Genomic DNA, 18185 nt, shown 5'->3' with positions numbered 1-18185 from the left:
GAAACGTGATTTTAGAATCTGATTTGACATTATTAAACGTTAATAGGGATATTCAGAAAATTCACAAACAACTGTTTTCCAGTTTGATATATTATTTGTGCCTTTACACGAAATCCCCCGAACGGCTCATCACGGACAGAATCGGGGGGAAACTTTTTTCTTCGAAATAACACTATGAGATTACACAAAAGTGTAAAAAGTAAGGCAGGAAAAGGAAAATTACCCAAAAGTGTAGTCTTCAATATTTGGAAAATCGCTAATTTTGCCGTATAAATTAAATATAAAAGAATTTTTATGGAAAAGGAAGTTGCATCATTCAAAAAACATGAGACATTCATGGCAGATAAATCCTGTCTGAATGAAATCGCCAATTTCGTAGTCCGGGAGAATTGTTCTCATCACTTATCTTCTTTCACAGAGGAAAGATAACAGAAGAAAATCTTTTTCTATGCCAGATCCAAGATGTACAAGGGCTAAAGATCTAAATGTGATATTATGAGGAAAATTATCTAAATGTTATAAAATAATGAAGCATATTTTTATGATGCTCCTGTTTCTGATGTTTTCCAAAGGAGCATACTCTCAAATGAGTGTAAAAGGAAGAATTATCGATGAGAACGACAAGGAAGTAATTGGATGTTCGGTCAGAATTCTGTCGGCAGATTCGACATTCTTGTTGGGTGGCGTAACAAATGATGTGGGTGAATTCCATATTAAAGGTATAGAATCGAATAACTTTATCGTTCATCTGTCATATGTAGGCTATGAAGACCAATATATTACCTGTAATAATGCATCGGATGATGTTGATATGGGAAAGATCAAACTGATGGTATTACCAAAGGCTTTAGGTGAGGTAAAAGTCATTGGCAGTAATAAAATTCAGAAAATTGACAGACAGATACTTATTCCTAGTAGTCTGCAACGGAAGGCATCCAGTAATGGCCTTTTGTTACTGCAGAATTTAAGTCTTCCACGCATTGAGATCAATTCTATTAACAATAGCATAGAGATGACTACAGGAGGGACAGTTGAATTACAAATCAATGGAGTAAAGGCAAAGCTTCCTGAGGTGAAATCTCTAAGACCAGACGATATAGCAAAGGTGGAATACCATGATAATCCGGGATTGCGTTATGGAAATGTGGGAGCTGTCATTAATATTATTCTGAAACGGAGGAACTCAGGTGGAAATTTCTCAGTCGATTTAACCAATGGCATAAATAAAATCGGAACAGGAGATTATGATGTTTCCGCTAATTATCATTTTGGAAGTTCGTCTTTCAAGTTTATGTCTAATTGGGAACGCAGAGATTTGAAATGGATACGCGAGAATGTTGAAACCTTTAATGGAACAGCAACTCCACTATACAATGTGGAAACAGGCTTGCCTACAAAGGTAAAGTATGACAGGATGAATTTCCTATTAGGTTATGACTATAGTAAAAACAACAGTCTGCTAAGTATCAACTATAGACAGTCATATATGGATATGCCTTATTCCATATCAGACAGAGAATCCGAACTTACAAGTGCTGGACAGGAATATAAAATATCCGATCATGAAAAGTCGAGGGAAAATATACCTTCATTAGATATTTATTACCAGACAGAATTGGCTAAGGGTAAGAATCTGTTTATTGATGTGGTAGGAACCTATATAAAAACTAAGAATAATAGGCATTTTGTTCAGAGAGGAGTAAATTCTGTTGAGGAATATGCATCGCAGACAAAAGGTGATAAATATTCGCTCATCGCTGAGGCTATTTATGAGCAGAAGATTAAAAATTCCATGTTATCACTTGGCATAAAACATAATCAGGCCTTCGTTTCCAATAATTATGGTGGAACCATCAATGCGAATGTAAGTATGCGAACAGCTGAGACCTATGGGTACGTGGAATTTATGTCTAAGGTAGGGAAATTGGCATACACCATGGGTAGTGGTGTAATGAGAACATATAACAGTCAGGGAGATGTAAGCCTGAGTAAACTTATCTTTCGCCCAACACTTAAATTGTCATACAATCTGGCCAAGAATTTACTTGTCAGATACACTGGCTATATTTCAGGTTATTCTCCATCATTATCAGATATGAATGATGTGAGCCAGAATATAGATAATTATCAAGTCAGACGAGGGAATCCTAATCTTAAGACCGTGACGTTCTTCTCTAATGATTTGACCGTCAACTGGAAGTGCAAATGGTTGGATCTGGATTATCTTATCAGATACAGCTTTGATGACAAGCCTTTGATGGAGACGACATTGTTCGAGAATAACAAGTATATACGTACAATGGAAAATCAGAGGGGGTTTCATCGGTTGCAGAATAATTTAAATTTGAAGCTGATTCCTTTCGGTGAAAATTGTCAGATTAATGTCAGCACATACTTCAACAGATACATAAGTGAGGGGAATAATTACACCCACACCTATTCTGATTTCGGCGTAAATGGTTCTGTTACCTTTTTGAAAGGGAATTGGTTCCTGATGGTCAGTGCCGGCAAAGGGCATAAAATACTATGGGGAGAGACTTTAACCAAGGAGGAGACTCTGCATTCAATATCTATCGGCTATAATAGGGATAACTGGGGCATACAAGCTCAGGTATTGAATCCTTTCAGCAGCAGGTACAGTCAGTATGTAGAAAACTGGTCGAAGCTGGCTCCTAACAGGCAGGATGCTTTTTCGCATGACCTGAACAGGATATTCATGCTTGAAGCATATATCAACGTAGACTTCGGTAAACACAAGAACAATGTAAACAAACGAATAAATAATAGTGATACCAATTCTGGCGTTTTGTCAGGAAGCAAATAGCAGGCCTCGGTATGATTATACAGAGCCGACAACATACGGAGCCAGGCTTCCGGACACGGCAAGATGCCGGGCAGGAATGTGTTTCTTTGTCAAGAACGTGATGGGAGTTCTTTAGGGGACCTTGTCTCGCAATTTTCAGAAAAGCCGTATTTTGGCTTCATCTTCTTCATTTCAAATTAAGCAGCCCAATGGATTTTATATGCCTTTGGACTGCTTGATCTTTTTCCAGGGAACACTAAGTATGCACTAAATTAATTCTGCCAACGGGTTAATCATAGATACATCTATTGAAAAATCTGATACCGCTCGAGCTCTATTGCGGACACAAAAAGAGAACAGGGAAGTCCGTCCCTGCTTTCGCTATCCTGTAAACTTCTGGCACGCCCTGTTTCCATTACATGGCAGCCTCTGAAAACACCTCCGACGGATCTGCCGCCTTCCCCGTCAGCATTGGCGAGGAGAGTCCGCTTTCCAGAGCAGGTCTTAAAGATGAAAAACATTTTCCCTGTTCAAACGACCCGTTATTCGAGGATTTTATGTAAGTTTGCAGAGCGTGACAAGATAACGACAGAGAAAAGACAACATTAAACTTTGACAGATATGACCGCTACCCCCTCGCAGCACACAGAGAGCATGACAAGCGGCGCACCTGCACGATCCATCCTGAAGTTCGCCGTACCGCTCATCCTCGGCTACCTCCTGCAGCAGATGTACCTCATCATCGACGCCGCCATCGTGGGACGGTGGATCGGCGTGGGCGCACTGGCCGCCGTGGGGGCCTCGAGCAGCATCATGTTCCTCATCATGGGCTTCTGCAACGGCGCCTGTGCAGGCTTCGCCATCCCCGTGGCACAGGCCTTCGGCGCCGGCGACCACCACAAGATGCGGTGCTACGTGAGCAACGCCGGACGTATCGCCGTCGTGCTCGCACTGGTGGCGACCCTGCTCTCGTACCTGTTCTGCGAGAAGATCCTGCAGCTCGTCAACACGCCGGCCGACGTCTTCCACGATGCCTACGTCTTCCTCTTCCTGCAGTTCTGCACCATCCCCTTCACCATCGCCTACAACCTCTATTCGGGACAGATCCGTGCGCTGGGCAACTCCAAGGAGCCGTTCTACTTCCTCATCGCATCTTCGTTCCTGAACATCCTGCTGGATGTCGTGTTCATCCTCCTGCTGGGAATGGGCGTCGAGGGAGCGGGCATCGCCACCTTCCTGAGCCAGGCCTTCGCCTCGGGGCTGTGCCGGCGGTTCATCCGCCGCCGCCTGACGGTACTTGTCCCGAAGGGAGACGAACGGGACTTCAACAACAAGAAAATCAGCATCCTGCTGAACAACGGCGTACCGATGGGCCTGCAGTTCTCCATCACCGCCGTCGGCATCATCATGCTGCAGAGTGCCAACAACGCCCTCGGAACGGTCTATGTGGCCTCGTTCACAGCCGCCATCCGCATCAAGTACCTCTTCACCTGCGTGCTGGAGAACATCGGCGTCGCCATGGCGACCTACTGCGGACAGAACATCGGGGCAAGGAGGCTGGACCGTGTGAAGACCGGCGTGCGCGACGCCATGGGCATCATGATGGTCTACTTCGTCCTGACCGTCGCCGTCATCTATCCTTTCGCCGACGAAATGATGATGCTCTTCGTCAACGGAGGCGAGCAGGAGGTGATCGCCAATGCGGCACAGCTGATGCGCATCTCCAACTGGTTCTACCCTGCACTGGGCGTGCTCGTCATCCTGCGATACAGCATCCAGGGCCTCGGTTACAGCAACCTGAGCATGATGAGCGGCGTGATGGAGATGATCGCCCGCTGCGGCGTGAGCCTCTGGCTGGTGCCGGCATGGGCGTGGCTGGGTGTCTGCTATGCCGACCCGGTGGCATGGATGATGGCCGACCTATTCCTCGCCCCCGCCTACCTGTGGCTGCTGAAACGGCTGCGTAAGGACCACCGCATCCCGTCTGCGGCATGACGCTGCGCCCACTCTACACATTAAACCTGCAACATAATTACAAGGAGCCGAGCCTCAACACGGACGGTGCCGACCGACGGGCACCCTGCGTGATGGACCGCAACGCAACACGTGACAGGCTGCAACACATAGACGGGTGTACCAAGACCGTGTCATTCATGCGTCCCTAAACACGAGATGCCTGTAACTGACTTCAATACAGAAAGGTTTACGGGGCAGCAATCATCATCTATCTCTTTTTTCCCTCTTTTTCCCTCTTTTTTCCCTCTTTTTTCCCCCACTCCATCCCTTTCCTTCATCAACTCTCTCCCTTCGTACCCGATTCTCAACTTACACTGACAACAGGCCGGCACCGTTCTGCACAAAAAAGGGACCGGGCAGAGGCTGCACTGGCAGCCTCTTGCCCGGTCCGGCAAGTTCATTAGTGGGTTGTTTCCCTCTAAAGAAATTAAGGAACGACTCCCAAGAAGTTCCTGAAAACAGGAATTTCTAATATGGTCTCCGTCAGCAGAGACATGGAAGCCGTCTTTATACTATAGTACAACTTTCACGCTCTTGACGGTCTTGTTATTATGCAGCTTCAAAATGAGAACTGTCTTATTTGCCGTGTGCAACTCTGCCGTAACAGGTGCGACAATACTCTGTACAAGTCTGCCGTCAACCGTGTAGATTTCAGCCTTAGAGGTGTTCTCAAACACCAGCCTGCCATTAACCACCTTGACAGAAGGAACACCTGTCACATTGGCAACCTTGTCAACCGCTGTCACAATCGTCCAGTTGTCGGGATTGCCTACATCATGCTTGTCAACATACGTACGGCCCGGCTGGTTGTCTCCTACAATATCTACATCAATATCAAGTGTGTAGCCCTTGTTCGTCTTGGAACCAGGACCGAAAGCACCAGCAAACCATGCGTCAGAGTAGACGATGCGCAGACGGCTCTTGCCTACGTGAGCATCAGCCGGAATAGTTATCTTACCCTTGAGACCGTCACCCTTTACAAGGCATGGATTGCCCTTGCGGAGCGTTCCGGCACGGAACACACGCTCGCCATAGGCCTCCGTACCGTCCTTGGTGTTGTTATCCAGAGGATAGGTAGACTGATCCTTGTCAGGATCGTTCGCATAGGAAGTGCCGTCAGCATAAGAGTAGAAACCATTGTCCTTCCAGAATGGCTGCTCTACAACGCCCTTTCCGTAGTTGAAAGTACCGCTGCCGTCGAAGTCCATCCAGCCGCCTACGAAGCAGTAACGGCAGTCGTCCTTGGTGCCTGTAGCGACCACCTGGGCATCAAAACCCTTGAGGGTAAACTCGTAGGTTTCACCCTGCTTTACCTTAAGAGTCTTGTCAGCATGGTGGTAGTTCAGGAAACGAGCACTGTTCTTAACGCCGTTAGGACTGTTGTCCTTGAGATAATCCTCATAAGGAAGCTCATACTTATAGTCGCCATCAGGTGTTCCCTTGACGGTGAAACGTTCAACGCCGCGCAGGCGGACAGCATTGTTGTAGCCTTCCGCATTGGTATCGAGGAAGGACTGTCCGTAAGAGCCGAACGGATCTTTCGCACCCGCCTCACTGCTGGTCTTGATGTCATGCCATTCCGGCTTGGTAACGGTTTTGAGGTCGGTTGATACCGCTACGACAGCCACCTGAGGTTTCGCAGCCTTTGTTATGTCCAGTGCAGGGATGAATGCCGCCCACTGTGAGGTGCGTCCCACTTCAACGACATTGGCGTCATTGGCATCTGACGCACGGTAGATAACCTCGAAGTGGTCGATGTTGGCATCCTTGTTATATACCACACCGTATTCATTGGCCACATGGTTTACACCCCATGCCATCTTCAGGTCAACAGTTGTAGTGCCGTTCTCAACGAGCGTAGAGGTAGTCGTAACGTCTACGTTCTGTACTTCATCAGGTTTCGCTGTGTTTCCGTCATTGAGCTGCAGCTCACCTACATACGCATCGAAACCATTCTCGGCATTCTCCACACGGAGACCGACATACTCGACCTTGCTTCCATGGGCAAGACCCTCGAGGTTGATCCGGTGCTCCTTCCAGCTGTTGCCACCGTTCTGCGGTATGTCGTATGCCTTCCACTGACCGCCGGTGAAGAGGATGAGTTTCAGCTGTCCGTTCTTCTCGCCGTTCTTCTTGGTAGCCACGAGTGCATAAGGCTTTGCGCCGTTGGTGGTAAGGTCCGTGCGGTAGAGCACGATGTCGGAGGCCGTAGAGCCCGTCGCCTTCAGACGGAGACTGGTGCCGCCGGTAAAGGCATCCTCATGGGTGAATGAAGGTGTAACGTCCTTGCTGATCTGTGCAGCATCACTGACTTTTTCGTTGGCTTTGAGCACCAGCCAGCGATAGGTAGGTACGATGTCCTGTGCAGACATATTATACCATGCACCTGAAACTTTCTTGCCACGGTAATTGTAACGGTCGCCGTTACCCAGACAGAAGTTGGTCGCAAACGGGAAGCTGCCCTTGACGGTAGAACGCTCTGGAACCATGTCGGCAAAGCCTTTCCATCCATTCATAGGAGGTGTATCGCCAGCCCATTCCATATTATGACTGTTGTAGCTTAACCCCACCTTGTTTAGCGGGTTGCGATTACCACCACTGAAGGTGCGCTCAAGGAACTGCTGGTAGTGATCCTGCTGTTCCATGGTGCTGGATCCGCTGTTGTAACTCCAGAAACGGCTGTCCTTGTGTTCGCCCCAGAGACAGATATTCAGTTCCTTGGCCTCATCATAGGTCATATCCTCCCATTCTTTGCTGAAGTTCACAATCCAAAAACCCTGCCAGAGTCCTTTGGCACCCAGTGTGCTGTTTGCCTTCTTGGCATTCTGCACGGAGTTCTCTGCCCCGGTTTCACCACCATAGTTCAGCATCAGATCGGAAATCTGTCCCTCAGAATCTGCATACCAATCGGTAGCCTGATAGGCTGTCAGCTGTGACGAGCTGCCATAAAGACCCAAATGGAAACCGTCGAAGCCCACCTGCTTTGCATACTTGTACAATGCCTTGTGAAAACCCTTGTAATTGCCCACAGAGCCTTGATGCAACTCCCAGTTAATATTGACACCATCCATACCGAAATACATCAGCATGTGGATCATAGGCTTAACGTAACGATAGCCGTCAAAAGCCAGTTTGGCATCGGTAGTCTTCGCTCCTGCATAAGTAATCCAGTCGTTGTATGCCCCGGCAGAAGAAGCGCCATCGAAGAAGATGGTTCCACCCAGGATGTCACATCCGTTCTTGTGTGCGGCATCCGTCCACGCACCGGGAATCTGTGCTACACTGTGGTTCCAGCTGCCCCACAGGGCTGTATAGTTCCAGAGAGAGAACACGTCGTTGTGCCACACACCTGTAGGATAGCCGGCATCGCCACCCGATCCGCTGCCCATCGGCAGGTTCATCCATACACGGCGGTCAGCATAAGTGTTCTTGATAAGACGTCCGTTCTGATCAAGAATGTCACGACGCTTTACGTGTGACTTGATAAAAGACAGGTCTGTAGTCGTCATGCCCATTTGGGAAGCAATCTCCTCGTCGGTCGGGAAGTTCTTGCCTTGCTGCAGGGCTGTTGCGAACAGGTCTACCATCTTCTTCCAGTTCAGCTGTCCGAAGTTGTAGTTCTGCGCCATGACTGATGCAGGACTCCCACTCAGCAGTGCTGTAAGAAGCAGTGCGGCTAAAGTAGATTTCTTTTTCATCTTAATGATTTTAGTTGGGTTATAATTAAAAAATAGGTTTTGTCAATGCTCAAAGTCGGACTGAGACGTGGCTGCCTCCGCTTTCACATAAGCCGACAGAAAGGAATCAGCAAGGACAGATGCCGGTGCCTGTACAGGAGCTATCTGTTCGTTACAGACTGACGAAGGTGTCTGTCCTTACCGATTGGATATTTGATGTTCAGTGTTGCAAGGAGTTAGAAGTTCGGCTTCTCTACATCCCACCAAAGGCGTGTCCCTTCCTTGTCGGCTCCGCCAAGCGCCTTCAGGCCCGTAGCCTCAACGTCCTTGAGCGTAGCAGGGTCGGAAGTGCCGGGGAATGGAAGACGGCGTACGATGTCTCCATCTTTCAGCGATCCGTCACCATCCTGCATATTCAGCATCTTGAACAGGCGCGGATAGCCGGTACGGCGGAGGTCAACCCATGCCTCAAGGCTGTTGGGGAAACCTGCAATGTACTTCTGGGTAATAATCTTCTCCAGCTTTGTCTCCTGTGAGTCGCCCTCATTCCACTTCACGCCGACGGTGATTTCGCTTACACGGTCAGCATCGTTGCCTGTCGGATCAACATAAGTAAACGGAATGGCCTTCTCCATCTTCAGGTAAGTATCCATAGCCGCCTCATACTTTCCCTTATAGGGACGGCGCTGGCTCTGACGGTCCATAAAGTTCCCCTCGCGGATACCCTGCTCATAGAACTGCTGGGCAGAGCCACCCATATTCCAGCCTCTCACGGCACCTTCGGCACGGAGGAAGCAGACTTCGGAGAGCTTCATCAGGTAAAGCGGTGCATTGTTCATCGTACGGTTGATGAGCTTTGAAAATCCGTTGTAAGGATTTGATGTGCTTCCCTGTTCCTGCCCGACATGTGCTCCGGCAAGGATTCCGCATACCTTTTCACCAGCATTCAGATTCTTGTCTTCCCCTTTCGATGAGCGGATAAAGTCGTTTTTCTCAAAGAGCGTTTCAAGGAAAGGATGATTGTAAGCCCTGAGCACCTGCTCAAATCCAGCACCCATACGCATATCATTCCATGTATTCCAAAGTTCTACCAGCGGATTGTTCTTGCCAGTGCTGGCTGTGAGGAAGCAGACTTCTTGCTCTTCAGTCTCGATGACACCACTTGCTACAGCCTCCTCGGCCCACTGCTTTGCTTTCGACGGATTCACCTTGACGATGTGCATCGCCATGCGGAGTTTCAGCGAATTGGCAAAACGCTTCAGGATGTCCATATCCTTAAATCCTCCCCTGTCAGCAGAAACATTACATTTAGTGTAATCGGTCAGCGCACGCTGGATTTTCTCCTTATACCACTGCGGGCGGTTGGCCTGATAATAATCGTAACATTTCACAATGCTGTCAAGATTAGCCTCTACCGTACTGTAGATCGTCTCCACATCGTCGTATGTGAAAGGACGCTCCTGCTTGTTCGTCTTCAGGTCCTGATAAGGCATCGGGCCGTAGTTGTCCGCACACTCGATGCTTGCAAAGTCGAGGAAGAGCAGATAAGTCGCCTTCAGCTCCGGAAGAGAATCTATTTCCTCCATGTTCAGCAACGGAACCAAAGCCTTCGTCGCTTCCTGGTAGGAACCGTATGCACCACTGTAAGCCTTCAGGTCGATGGCCGAAGAGGACACGATGTTGATACCGGAGTAGGGATAATTGACATGAGGGATGACACCGTACTGTGCGAAGGCATCCTGATAGAATGTAGACAGATACTGATACTGATGCGCAACAGGGGGGTCTCCTTTCTTTCCGCCCCGAGTCGCATATACACCGCCGAGAGCAATTTTCAGATTGGTCTCTATCTTGCCATATATATCATCGAATTTCTCTTTGGTAATGCTGACACGGTAATCGATAGAGTCGACCTTACCTTGCCGTACCACCTTCTTTTCATTCTGTGTCGTCTGGTTGAACTCGGCACCCGTGACATCGAAGTCCAGGCAGGAGTTCAGTGTCAGTCCGGCAACAGAGAGAACCAGGACTGTTCCTATATTTTTCAGTTTCATTGTCGTTAGGTTTTAATCGTTGGGTTTAGAAATTCATTTTCAAGGAGAAACCGTAGGAGCGGGTCGACGGCGTGTTGAACAGCTCGAAGGCTCCCAGTCCGTTGGTTGTCGAGAGAGAAACGTCCGGATCAGTCGGTGCGTCCTTGTAGATGAAGAACAGGTTGCGGGCGATGAACGACAGTGCGAGGTTGCGGTTCATGCCGAAGAGGTTGCGGAAGGTGTAGCCCAGCGACAGCTCGCGCATACGGAAGTTCGTTGCGTTGTAGACGTAGTCTGCGGGACTGTCTGCCGATCCGATTGCCTGATAGTATGACTGCACGGGAACAATGCGCCCGCTGCCGTCAGGCAGCATCATGCCCGGGACATTGCCGTAGTCCTTTGCGACGATGTTGTTCTTCTCCGCCTCGAGGCGCGCATCTGCCGAACGCTGCGAGTAGCCGTAGTAGTCGAGCTGCTGCTCCGTAAGGCTGATGACCTTGCCACCGATGCGTCCGTTGATGAGGAACGACAGCGAGAGGTCCTTCCAGGTGAAGGTGTTGCTCCATCCCATCTGCCAGTTGGCGTTCATGTTGCCGATGTACTTCAGCTTTCCGCTCTTGTCGAACTGCGGCTGACCGAGCGAATTGAGCTTGATGTGTCCGTTTTCGTCACGGTCGAAGTCGGGCACGTACATATCGCCGATCGAACCGCCTTCCATGTACTTCACGTGTACGCCGCCGACCTTCTGCTCGATGAGCCGTTCCTTGCCCTGCTCGTCGTAGGCGGTCTTGAGAATCTTGTTCTTGTTGTAGGAGAGGTTGAACGACGTGCGCCAGCGCAGCCAGCTAACCGGCTTGAAGTCGTAGCCAAGGGTCATCTCGATGCCCTGGTTGCGCACCTTGGCAGAGTTCATGTTCTTCGTCAGACCTGTACCCGTCGCCGCCGTCATGTAGAGGTGGCTCATGGTAGCGTTGTAATAGGTGAGGTCGAAGCTCAGCCGGTTGTTGAACCAGAGGCTCTCTACACCTGTCTCGAAAGAGCGGGTCTTCTCCGGCCGCGGGTCGACGAACTGCGCATAGTTGCTGCCGTTGATGGCACCGGTCTGCAGGTTCGTGCTCACGGCGTTGTAGGCGATGTTGGGGATGGAGTTACCCACCTCGGAGTAGGAGGCACGGTACTTCAGGTAGTTGACCGGCTCGGGGAGCTTGAGGAGCTTGCTCAGGATGGCGTTGGCACCGATGCCGAAATAGCCGTAGTTGTCGGTATTGGAAATGCCGCTGAGCTTGAAGTAACGGAACGGACGGTACCAGTCGCGGCGGTAGGAAGCATCGACGAACACCATATCCTTCCATCCCATCTGCGCCGTAGCGAGCCATGCACGGTCCCAGTTCGACGACTTCGAGCTTGACGTCGCGCCCATGCCGCCGGCACTGGTGTCAAAGTAGTTCACCTTCGTAGGCAGCTTCTGCAGCGTACGGTCATAATAGGTAGCGATGACATCCGTCCCCTTGTATTCACCCTTGATGGTATGTCCCACCCATCCGGCTGTCGCTGAGAGGTCGAAGTCGCCGAAAGTCTTGTTGTAGTTGAGCAGGTAGTCGATGTAGATCTCCGTCGTCTTCGAGTCTGAATCCCAGAAGCGGCCGTAGTCCTCCATGGATGCCGGGAGGAAGGTCGTGGCGTAACGCTTGCTCGTCGACTTGTAGCGGGTGTGATCATAATTGATACGTGCCTGGAAGGAAAGCCCGTCGTAGATGTCTACGTTCCCCGAGATGGTACCCCAGATGCGGTCCTCCTTCTGCTTGCTCTGGTTCATGTTGATGAGCCAGTAGGGGTTGTTGTTGGCAGCGTTCATGAACGCCCAGTTCTGACGCGGCCCCTGGAGCTTCGCCTGGTCTGTCGTATAGCTGTAGTTTCCCCCGGACAGCTCGTAGTAGTTCTGCGGACCGCTGAGCCACTTGCCGTCCTGTGTGACGTAGTTGTTGCGGTAGTAGTCCATGTCGACGTTGCGGGGCGTGAGGTAGAGGTGGTAAAGCGGATTGCCCACCGTACCGCCGCCCGGACGGTTGCGCGTGATGGTCTGCGCATAGTTCAGCGACAGGTCCACCTTCAGACGGTTGAAGAAACGGTAGCTCTGGCGCAGGCTGAAGGTGTTGCGGTTATAGTTGTTGTTGCGCAGCAGACCTGTAGAATGGCTGTTCGCCATGGAGAAGTAAGTCGTCATCTTCTCTGTACCGCCGGAAAGCGACAGGGAGTTGTTGGTCGTCACACCCGTGCGGAAGAAGTCTTTCACGTCGTCCTGGGCATGGTTGCGCAGGTGAATGTCATGCATCGCCCCCGACTGGAAGTTGGTGGAGTTCAGCGGGGAACTCATCGTCAGCTGGTTGTCGGCCAGCGAGCCGATCTTCGGTCCCCATCCGTCAGCCTGGATGGTGTTGCCGTTCATCGTGGCACCGTATGTGTTCTGTATCTTCGGTGTCAGCAAAGGCGAGTCGAAGGTGATGTTCGATGTGACGTTGATGTCGAGCTTGCCCTCGCGGCCCCGCTTGGTGGTGATCATCACGACACCGTTGGCGGCAACAGAACCGTAAAGGGCCGCCGCATTGGCACCCTTGAGGACGTTGATCGACTCGATGTCGTCAGGGTTGATCAGCGACAGCGGATCGGAACCCTCGGACATACCGGCATACGTAAAGCCTTCGCCAGCCATGTCGCGCTTGCCGCGGGCATCGTTGGTCATCGGTACACCGTCGACGACAATCAGCGGCGAGCTGCTGCCCAGAATGGATTTGGCACCGCGGAGAACAATCTTCGTCGAACCGCCGGCACCACCGGCACTCGGCGTAATCGTCAGACCGGACACCTTGCCCTCAAGGGAATTGGCAACGTTCGGGTCCTGAACCTTCATGAGGTCTTCCGCCTTCACTTTCTGCGTGGCGTATGTCAGCGACTCTTCCTTGCGCTGGATACCCATGGCCGTCACGACGACCTCCTTCAAAAGGCTGCTCTCTTCCTTCAGCGTCACGTCGATGGTGTTCTTGCCGTTGACGGCAACCGACTGGCCGACATAGCCGATGTAAGAGAAGACGAGCTTCGCATTCGAGGGGGTGTTGATGGTGAAGTTGCCGTCGATGTCGGTGACGGTACCGTTCGTGGTGCCCTCGACGAGGACGGTGGCGCCGATCAGCGGTTCACCGGTCGAATCGACGACACGGCCCGTCACTTTGTGGTTGCCGTTCTGCTGCACGGCCTGTACCGCGGCAGCTCTGGCGTTCGACCCTGCATAGGCACCGGCGGGAGCCAGTGCCAGCGAAAAAGCAAAGGCAGCCGAGAAATACAGATGCTTCTGCTTTGTTTCCTTAAAGATTTTCATCCGGTTTAGGTTTTTGGACATTATTTGTTTTTATTGACTTGTTCCGTTCTGTCTGTACACGAAATTCCGTTTTCCTTTCCCACCTTATTATATAGACGGTCATACGGTTCAGGTACTCGGTCTGTTCACGTTCGCTTTTCCACCTTATATTATATAGACGTTCATACGGTTCAGGTGCTCGGTTTGTTCACATCCGTCAGGTCCACGTCTGTAGATTTCCCTGTCTCTGCCGGCAGGCTCGCCGTTCCACGGAAGTCCGCAACAGGACGGGACGACGGCGGGCAGCATGGTACATAGCCGGATGAACCGATTCTGCCGCCATCTATATACCAAACAACCTGATGCGGACGAATACTTATCACGTCCATGGCATTTAACAAATTTTAATCACCCGGCAGCCCATGACTCCCCTGCCCTGTAACGGACATCCCTTCCTGAAATCCATCCCGAAAACGACTGCGTAAAACAGCCGGACCTCAAAACAGGGAGATAAAAAAACGGCATTACCGTTTGTCTGTAAGTGCGATTTTGCGTATATTTGCAAAGAAATAAGAATCAGAACATTAGTAAATGGGAAAAACGTTTGATCCCGAATCCCATAACAGACTTCAAAAAGCAATTCTGGAAGAATTCGCACCTCGCTTTGCTCCGGGTTCCGAATGCCTTTATGTCGGCGACACTACGCACAGGGACATGGTTAAGAACGAGATGAAACTGCGGGAACTCGGATTCGACATAACACTTCACGATAAAATGCCGGACGTGGTTCTTTATCGAGAAGATAAAGACTGGCTGTACTTTATTGAGGCCGTGGATTCTGTCGGGCCTATGAGCCCGGAAAGGGTAAGGGATATAACCCAAATGACCGAAGGGGTCAAGTCGGGGAAAATCTTCGTTACCGCATTTCCCGATTTTGCGAAATTCAAGCGGTTTTCCGAACTGCTGGCATGGGAATCGGAGGTCTGGATTGCAGATATGCCAGACCACATGATTCATCTGAACGGCGACAAGTTCATGGGACCAAGACAACAGGAAACATAGAAAGGGCATCTGTCCCTGCCGTTCAGCTACCCCATAGAACTTTTGCCACCTCCCCCCCTCTGGAGCGTGTCCGGGGAAGGAGGTGTTACCCTGCCTTCCAACCAAGGCCTACTTGCCTGCCAACCAAGGCTTACTAACACCTCAACTAACGCCTGTTTGGAAGCCAAGTAACGCCTGTTTGTCTTCCTGCAAGGCTTCTCTTTCCAGCATCCGATTTATATGTCTGAATATAAGCGTATTGCATTCCCTTCCGCTTTCGTCCTCAATCCCCGTCACCGCCGGTTCTTCCAGTCAGCACAGGAAGAAGAATCTCTCTGCCACAGCTTTCATCTCATGCGGAGGTGAAAGGTCAGGGCAAAGGACAAGCCGGGGACTAAGAAAAACGCCTCTCGCCGATTCTGACGGAACGGATCCGACAAGGATTCCTGCGTCATCCTCCAGTCTTCAGGGAATGGCGGAGCCGCCATCATTTGTTGTAAAATAGAGGAAAAAGACGACAAAAAGAAGTTTTTAAATGAAAAACATTAAAAAGATTTTGCAAATTAAAGTATTTTCCGTAATATTGCGCTTATAAAGAGAAAGCGATAAATATGTTGAGATCCATTCCAAAATAAAGAAATCATGAAGATAAAATCGATATTTTTCATACTGCTATTCCTGCTTTTTGGCAATGTGATGCAAGCTGATGGGAAAAACAGCCAGTTGATTATCCACATCAAGGATTCTCATAGTGGTGAACCTCTCTCTTACGTGCAAATTGACATACGAAGTACTCATGACTCTCTTGTGTGCTTCTCGGATACAGCTGGTACATGTCAGGTTGAATTGCCGGATGGAGAATATGACATCCTGTTCGGTTTGTTGGGATACGATAAACTGCAAAGACATATAAAAATCATCCAGCATCAGTCTTTAGACATATCATTATCGGCAAATACAAAAGAATTAGAAGGAGTAACCGTTTTCGCCCGGAAAAGAATGATAAAACTTACTGATAAAGGGATTGTATATGACATTTCCAAGGATGCAGGTGTCCAGGCATTGAATCTGCTGGATGCGATTAATCACGTACCGCTGGTCAATGTTACTCCTAACGGGAACATAACAGTCAAGGGAAGTTCAGCTTACTCCATTTATCTGAACGGAAAGCCTTACCGCATGGCACAATACGATCCACAGACAGTACTGAGATCCTTCCCGGTATCTACCGTTGGGAAGGTAGAGGTCATCACCCGCCTGGATGGACGATATGACGGTGAGACCGGAGATGCCGTCATCAACATCATCACTTCCAGGCATCATTTCAACAACTGGTCGCTCACTCTTAACGGCAATTCCAATACTCTTCCTAAAGCCGGTGCCGGAATAAGTCTGGTAGGCACGCAGAAGAAGATCGATTTTTTAGTGGGATATAACTACAGTTATGACGGACAGAGAAATCAACCGGTAGAGTCATCCGGTATATACTCTACTCCGGATGCCTATCAACAGAATACTGCAAGCGGAATATCCGATGGCAAATGGAGAACCCATACATTAAGGACGATGATGGTATTTAATATAGACAGTCTGAACAGTCTGTATGTTGACGGTCATGCAATGATAAAACAAACCGACATGAGTACCGATTGGAGTCAGACGTTTACAGACCGGAAATTGACTGAGCCGCTTCATACCGCTTTTCTTTCTGAGCACAACAATACAGCGGGGACTTTTGAGACCAACCTTCTTTACAGGAAAATGTTCCGAGGAGACAAAAGCAAGGAACACTGGATGGCTGGTTATCGCTATACTTACAATCCGGATATCAGGAACTTCAATCAGACATATACTGACAACACGGACAGTGAGCAGAAGAGCCGGAACAAAACGCACGGAGGCTTAAATGAGCATAGCCTTACGGCAAGCATCACTCTGGTAGACAATGATACTCAATTCCTGCAGATAGGAGGGAAGCAGATTTTCAGGAAAGGAGCCATTGACACGGAAATGCTTCTTCTGAACCAAAACAATGAATGGGTGACGGAAAAAGACGAAAGTTCTTCTTTGGATCAGATCCATTACCGGCAGGATGTTTCTGCAGCCTATGCGTCCTATTCACTCAGTGTCAAGGACTTTACTTTTGACACATCGCTCCGGTGGGAATACACCCATATGAAAATGCTGTTTCCCAAGATGGAAGAAGCAGCCTTTTCAAAGACTTTCGGGAACATGATACCGTACATAGGCGTCTCGTATCAAAGGGGGAACTCCTCTCTGTCCCTTTCGTATAACGGCGGAATGGTGCGCCCTGACATTCTCATGCTTAATCCCTTTAAGACATTCTCTTCTCAATATAAAGCGGAAATGGGGAATCCGGAACTGGAAAGCTCCTACATCAATACAGTTGACGCTTCATACATGACGTATTCCAATACGGTGTTCTTGTCTTGCGGATTCACATACAAACATCAAAACCGCCCGATTGTATTGTACCCAAGCTATTCAGAAGAATACCACCGGTATCTGAGTCAATATATGAATATAAGCTCCCTGAATGATTATAGAATGAATTTCTATGGTAATTACAAGCCTGTTCTGCCTCTGTCTTTGACGTTGACGGGCGACTTTGGATGGTATAGAATGAAAGACTATGCGAGTGCCTGTGATGATGGGAAATCGTATAATATCACATTCATGTGCGACATTTCATTGAAGAACCAATGGACGCTAAGCCTGCAGTACGGCAATTATCTGAACATGCATCCCATCTGGAACAGATCACATAGCTTTAACATCTATTCATGCAGCATCAGTAAGTCCTTCTTGAAGAATGCGTTAAATGTCCGAGCAGTCATCAACTCTCCATTTGACAAGTTCACTGAAATCAGAGAGCAAAACCTGCTCCCGTCATTTTCCGGTTCACAAACGAACTTTATGCGAGCGAGAGCCTTCGGCATAGATATTACTTACACTTTGCAAAAAGGAACGCATAAAGAGATAAAGCGAGACAGAACGCTAAAGAGTGATGATCAAAAGACAGGCGTAGAATGAGAAAAATCCGCCGATCCTGACGGGAGCGGATCCGACAAGGATTCCTGCGTCATCCTCCAGTCTTCAGGAAATGTCGGAGCCGCCATTATTTGTTGTAAAATGGAGGAAAAAGACAACAAAACAATACTTTTGGAGAAAAAACATCTGAAAGATTTGGAAAAATGAAATGATTTATATAATATTGCGCTGTAATCGTACAGAACAAACAT

The 18185-nt window shown here is 49.1% G+C and carries 8 protein-coding genes; 5 read left to right on the top strand and 3 right to left on the bottom strand.

The features are described from left to right. Positions 1–526: 526 nt before the first annotated feature. The 3 genes from J4864_RS00680 (at position 527) to J4864_RS00670 (ending at position 4968) form a co-directional block, all read left to right on the top strand. Complete coding sequence (locus tag J4864_RS00680; RefSeq protein WP_246479403.1) at positions 527–2824, top strand: carboxypeptidase-like regulatory domain-containing protein; 2298 nt, start codon at positions 527–529, stop codon at positions 2822–2824. Positions 2825–3424: 600 nt separating this feature from the next. Next, complete coding sequence (locus tag J4864_RS00675) at positions 3425–4798, top strand: MATE family efflux transporter (RefSeq protein ID WP_211814589.1); 1374 nt, start codon at positions 3425–3427, stop codon at positions 4796–4798. Continuing rightward, positions 4795–4968, top strand: a complete 174-nt coding sequence (locus J4864_RS00670; protein WP_211814241.1) for a hypothetical protein — start codon at positions 4795–4797, stop codon at positions 4966–4968. The genes J4864_RS00675 and J4864_RS00670 overlap by 4 nt, the downstream gene beginning before the upstream one ends. A 363-nt stretch (positions 4969–5331) precedes the next feature. Here the strand turns inward: J4864_RS00670 and J4864_RS00665 are convergent, their stop codons facing one another. The 3 genes from J4864_RS00665 to J4864_RS00655 form a co-directional block, all read right to left on the bottom strand. Further along, the gene (locus J4864_RS00665; protein WP_211814240.1) at positions 5332–8517 is read right to left on the bottom strand and encodes an endo-beta-N-acetylglucosaminidase; all 3186 of its coding nucleotides are present in this window, start codon (positions 8515–8517) and stop codon (positions 5332–5334) included. A 215-nt stretch (positions 8518–8732) separates the two neighbouring features. Continuing rightward, positions 8733–10550 (bottom strand): SusD/RagB family nutrient-binding outer membrane lipoprotein, encoded by a 1818-nt coding sequence (locus tag J4864_RS00660; RefSeq protein WP_211814239.1) that lies wholly within the window; start codon positions 10548–10550, stop codon positions 8733–8735. Positions 10551–10575: 25 nt separating this feature from the next. Further along, on the bottom strand, positions 10576–13902 hold the full coding sequence (locus tag J4864_RS00655) for a SusC/RagA family TonB-linked outer membrane protein (protein WP_025067195.1): 3327 nt from the start codon (positions 13900–13902) through the stop codon (positions 10576–10578). Between the two features lie 570 nt (positions 13903–14472). Here J4864_RS00655 and J4864_RS00650 point away from each other — a divergent pair. Next, the gene (locus J4864_RS00650) at positions 14473–14943 is read left to right on the top strand and encodes a BsuBI/PstI family type II restriction endonuclease (RefSeq protein ID WP_246479402.1); all 471 of its coding nucleotides are present in this window, start codon (positions 14473–14475) and stop codon (positions 14941–14943) included. Between the two features lie 621 nt (positions 14944–15564). Then, positions 15565–17976, top strand: coding sequence for an outer membrane beta-barrel family protein (locus J4864_RS00645; protein ID WP_211814238.1), 2412 nt, complete (start codon positions 15565–15567; stop codon positions 17974–17976). Positions 17977–18185 lie beyond the last annotated feature (209 nt).

Source organism: Prevotella multiformis (genome assembly GCF_018127985.1).
Lineage (GTDB): Bacteria > Bacteroidota > Bacteroidia > Bacteroidales > Bacteroidaceae > Prevotella > Prevotella multiformis.
This window is presented reverse-complemented; position numbering and strand designations above follow the sequence as displayed.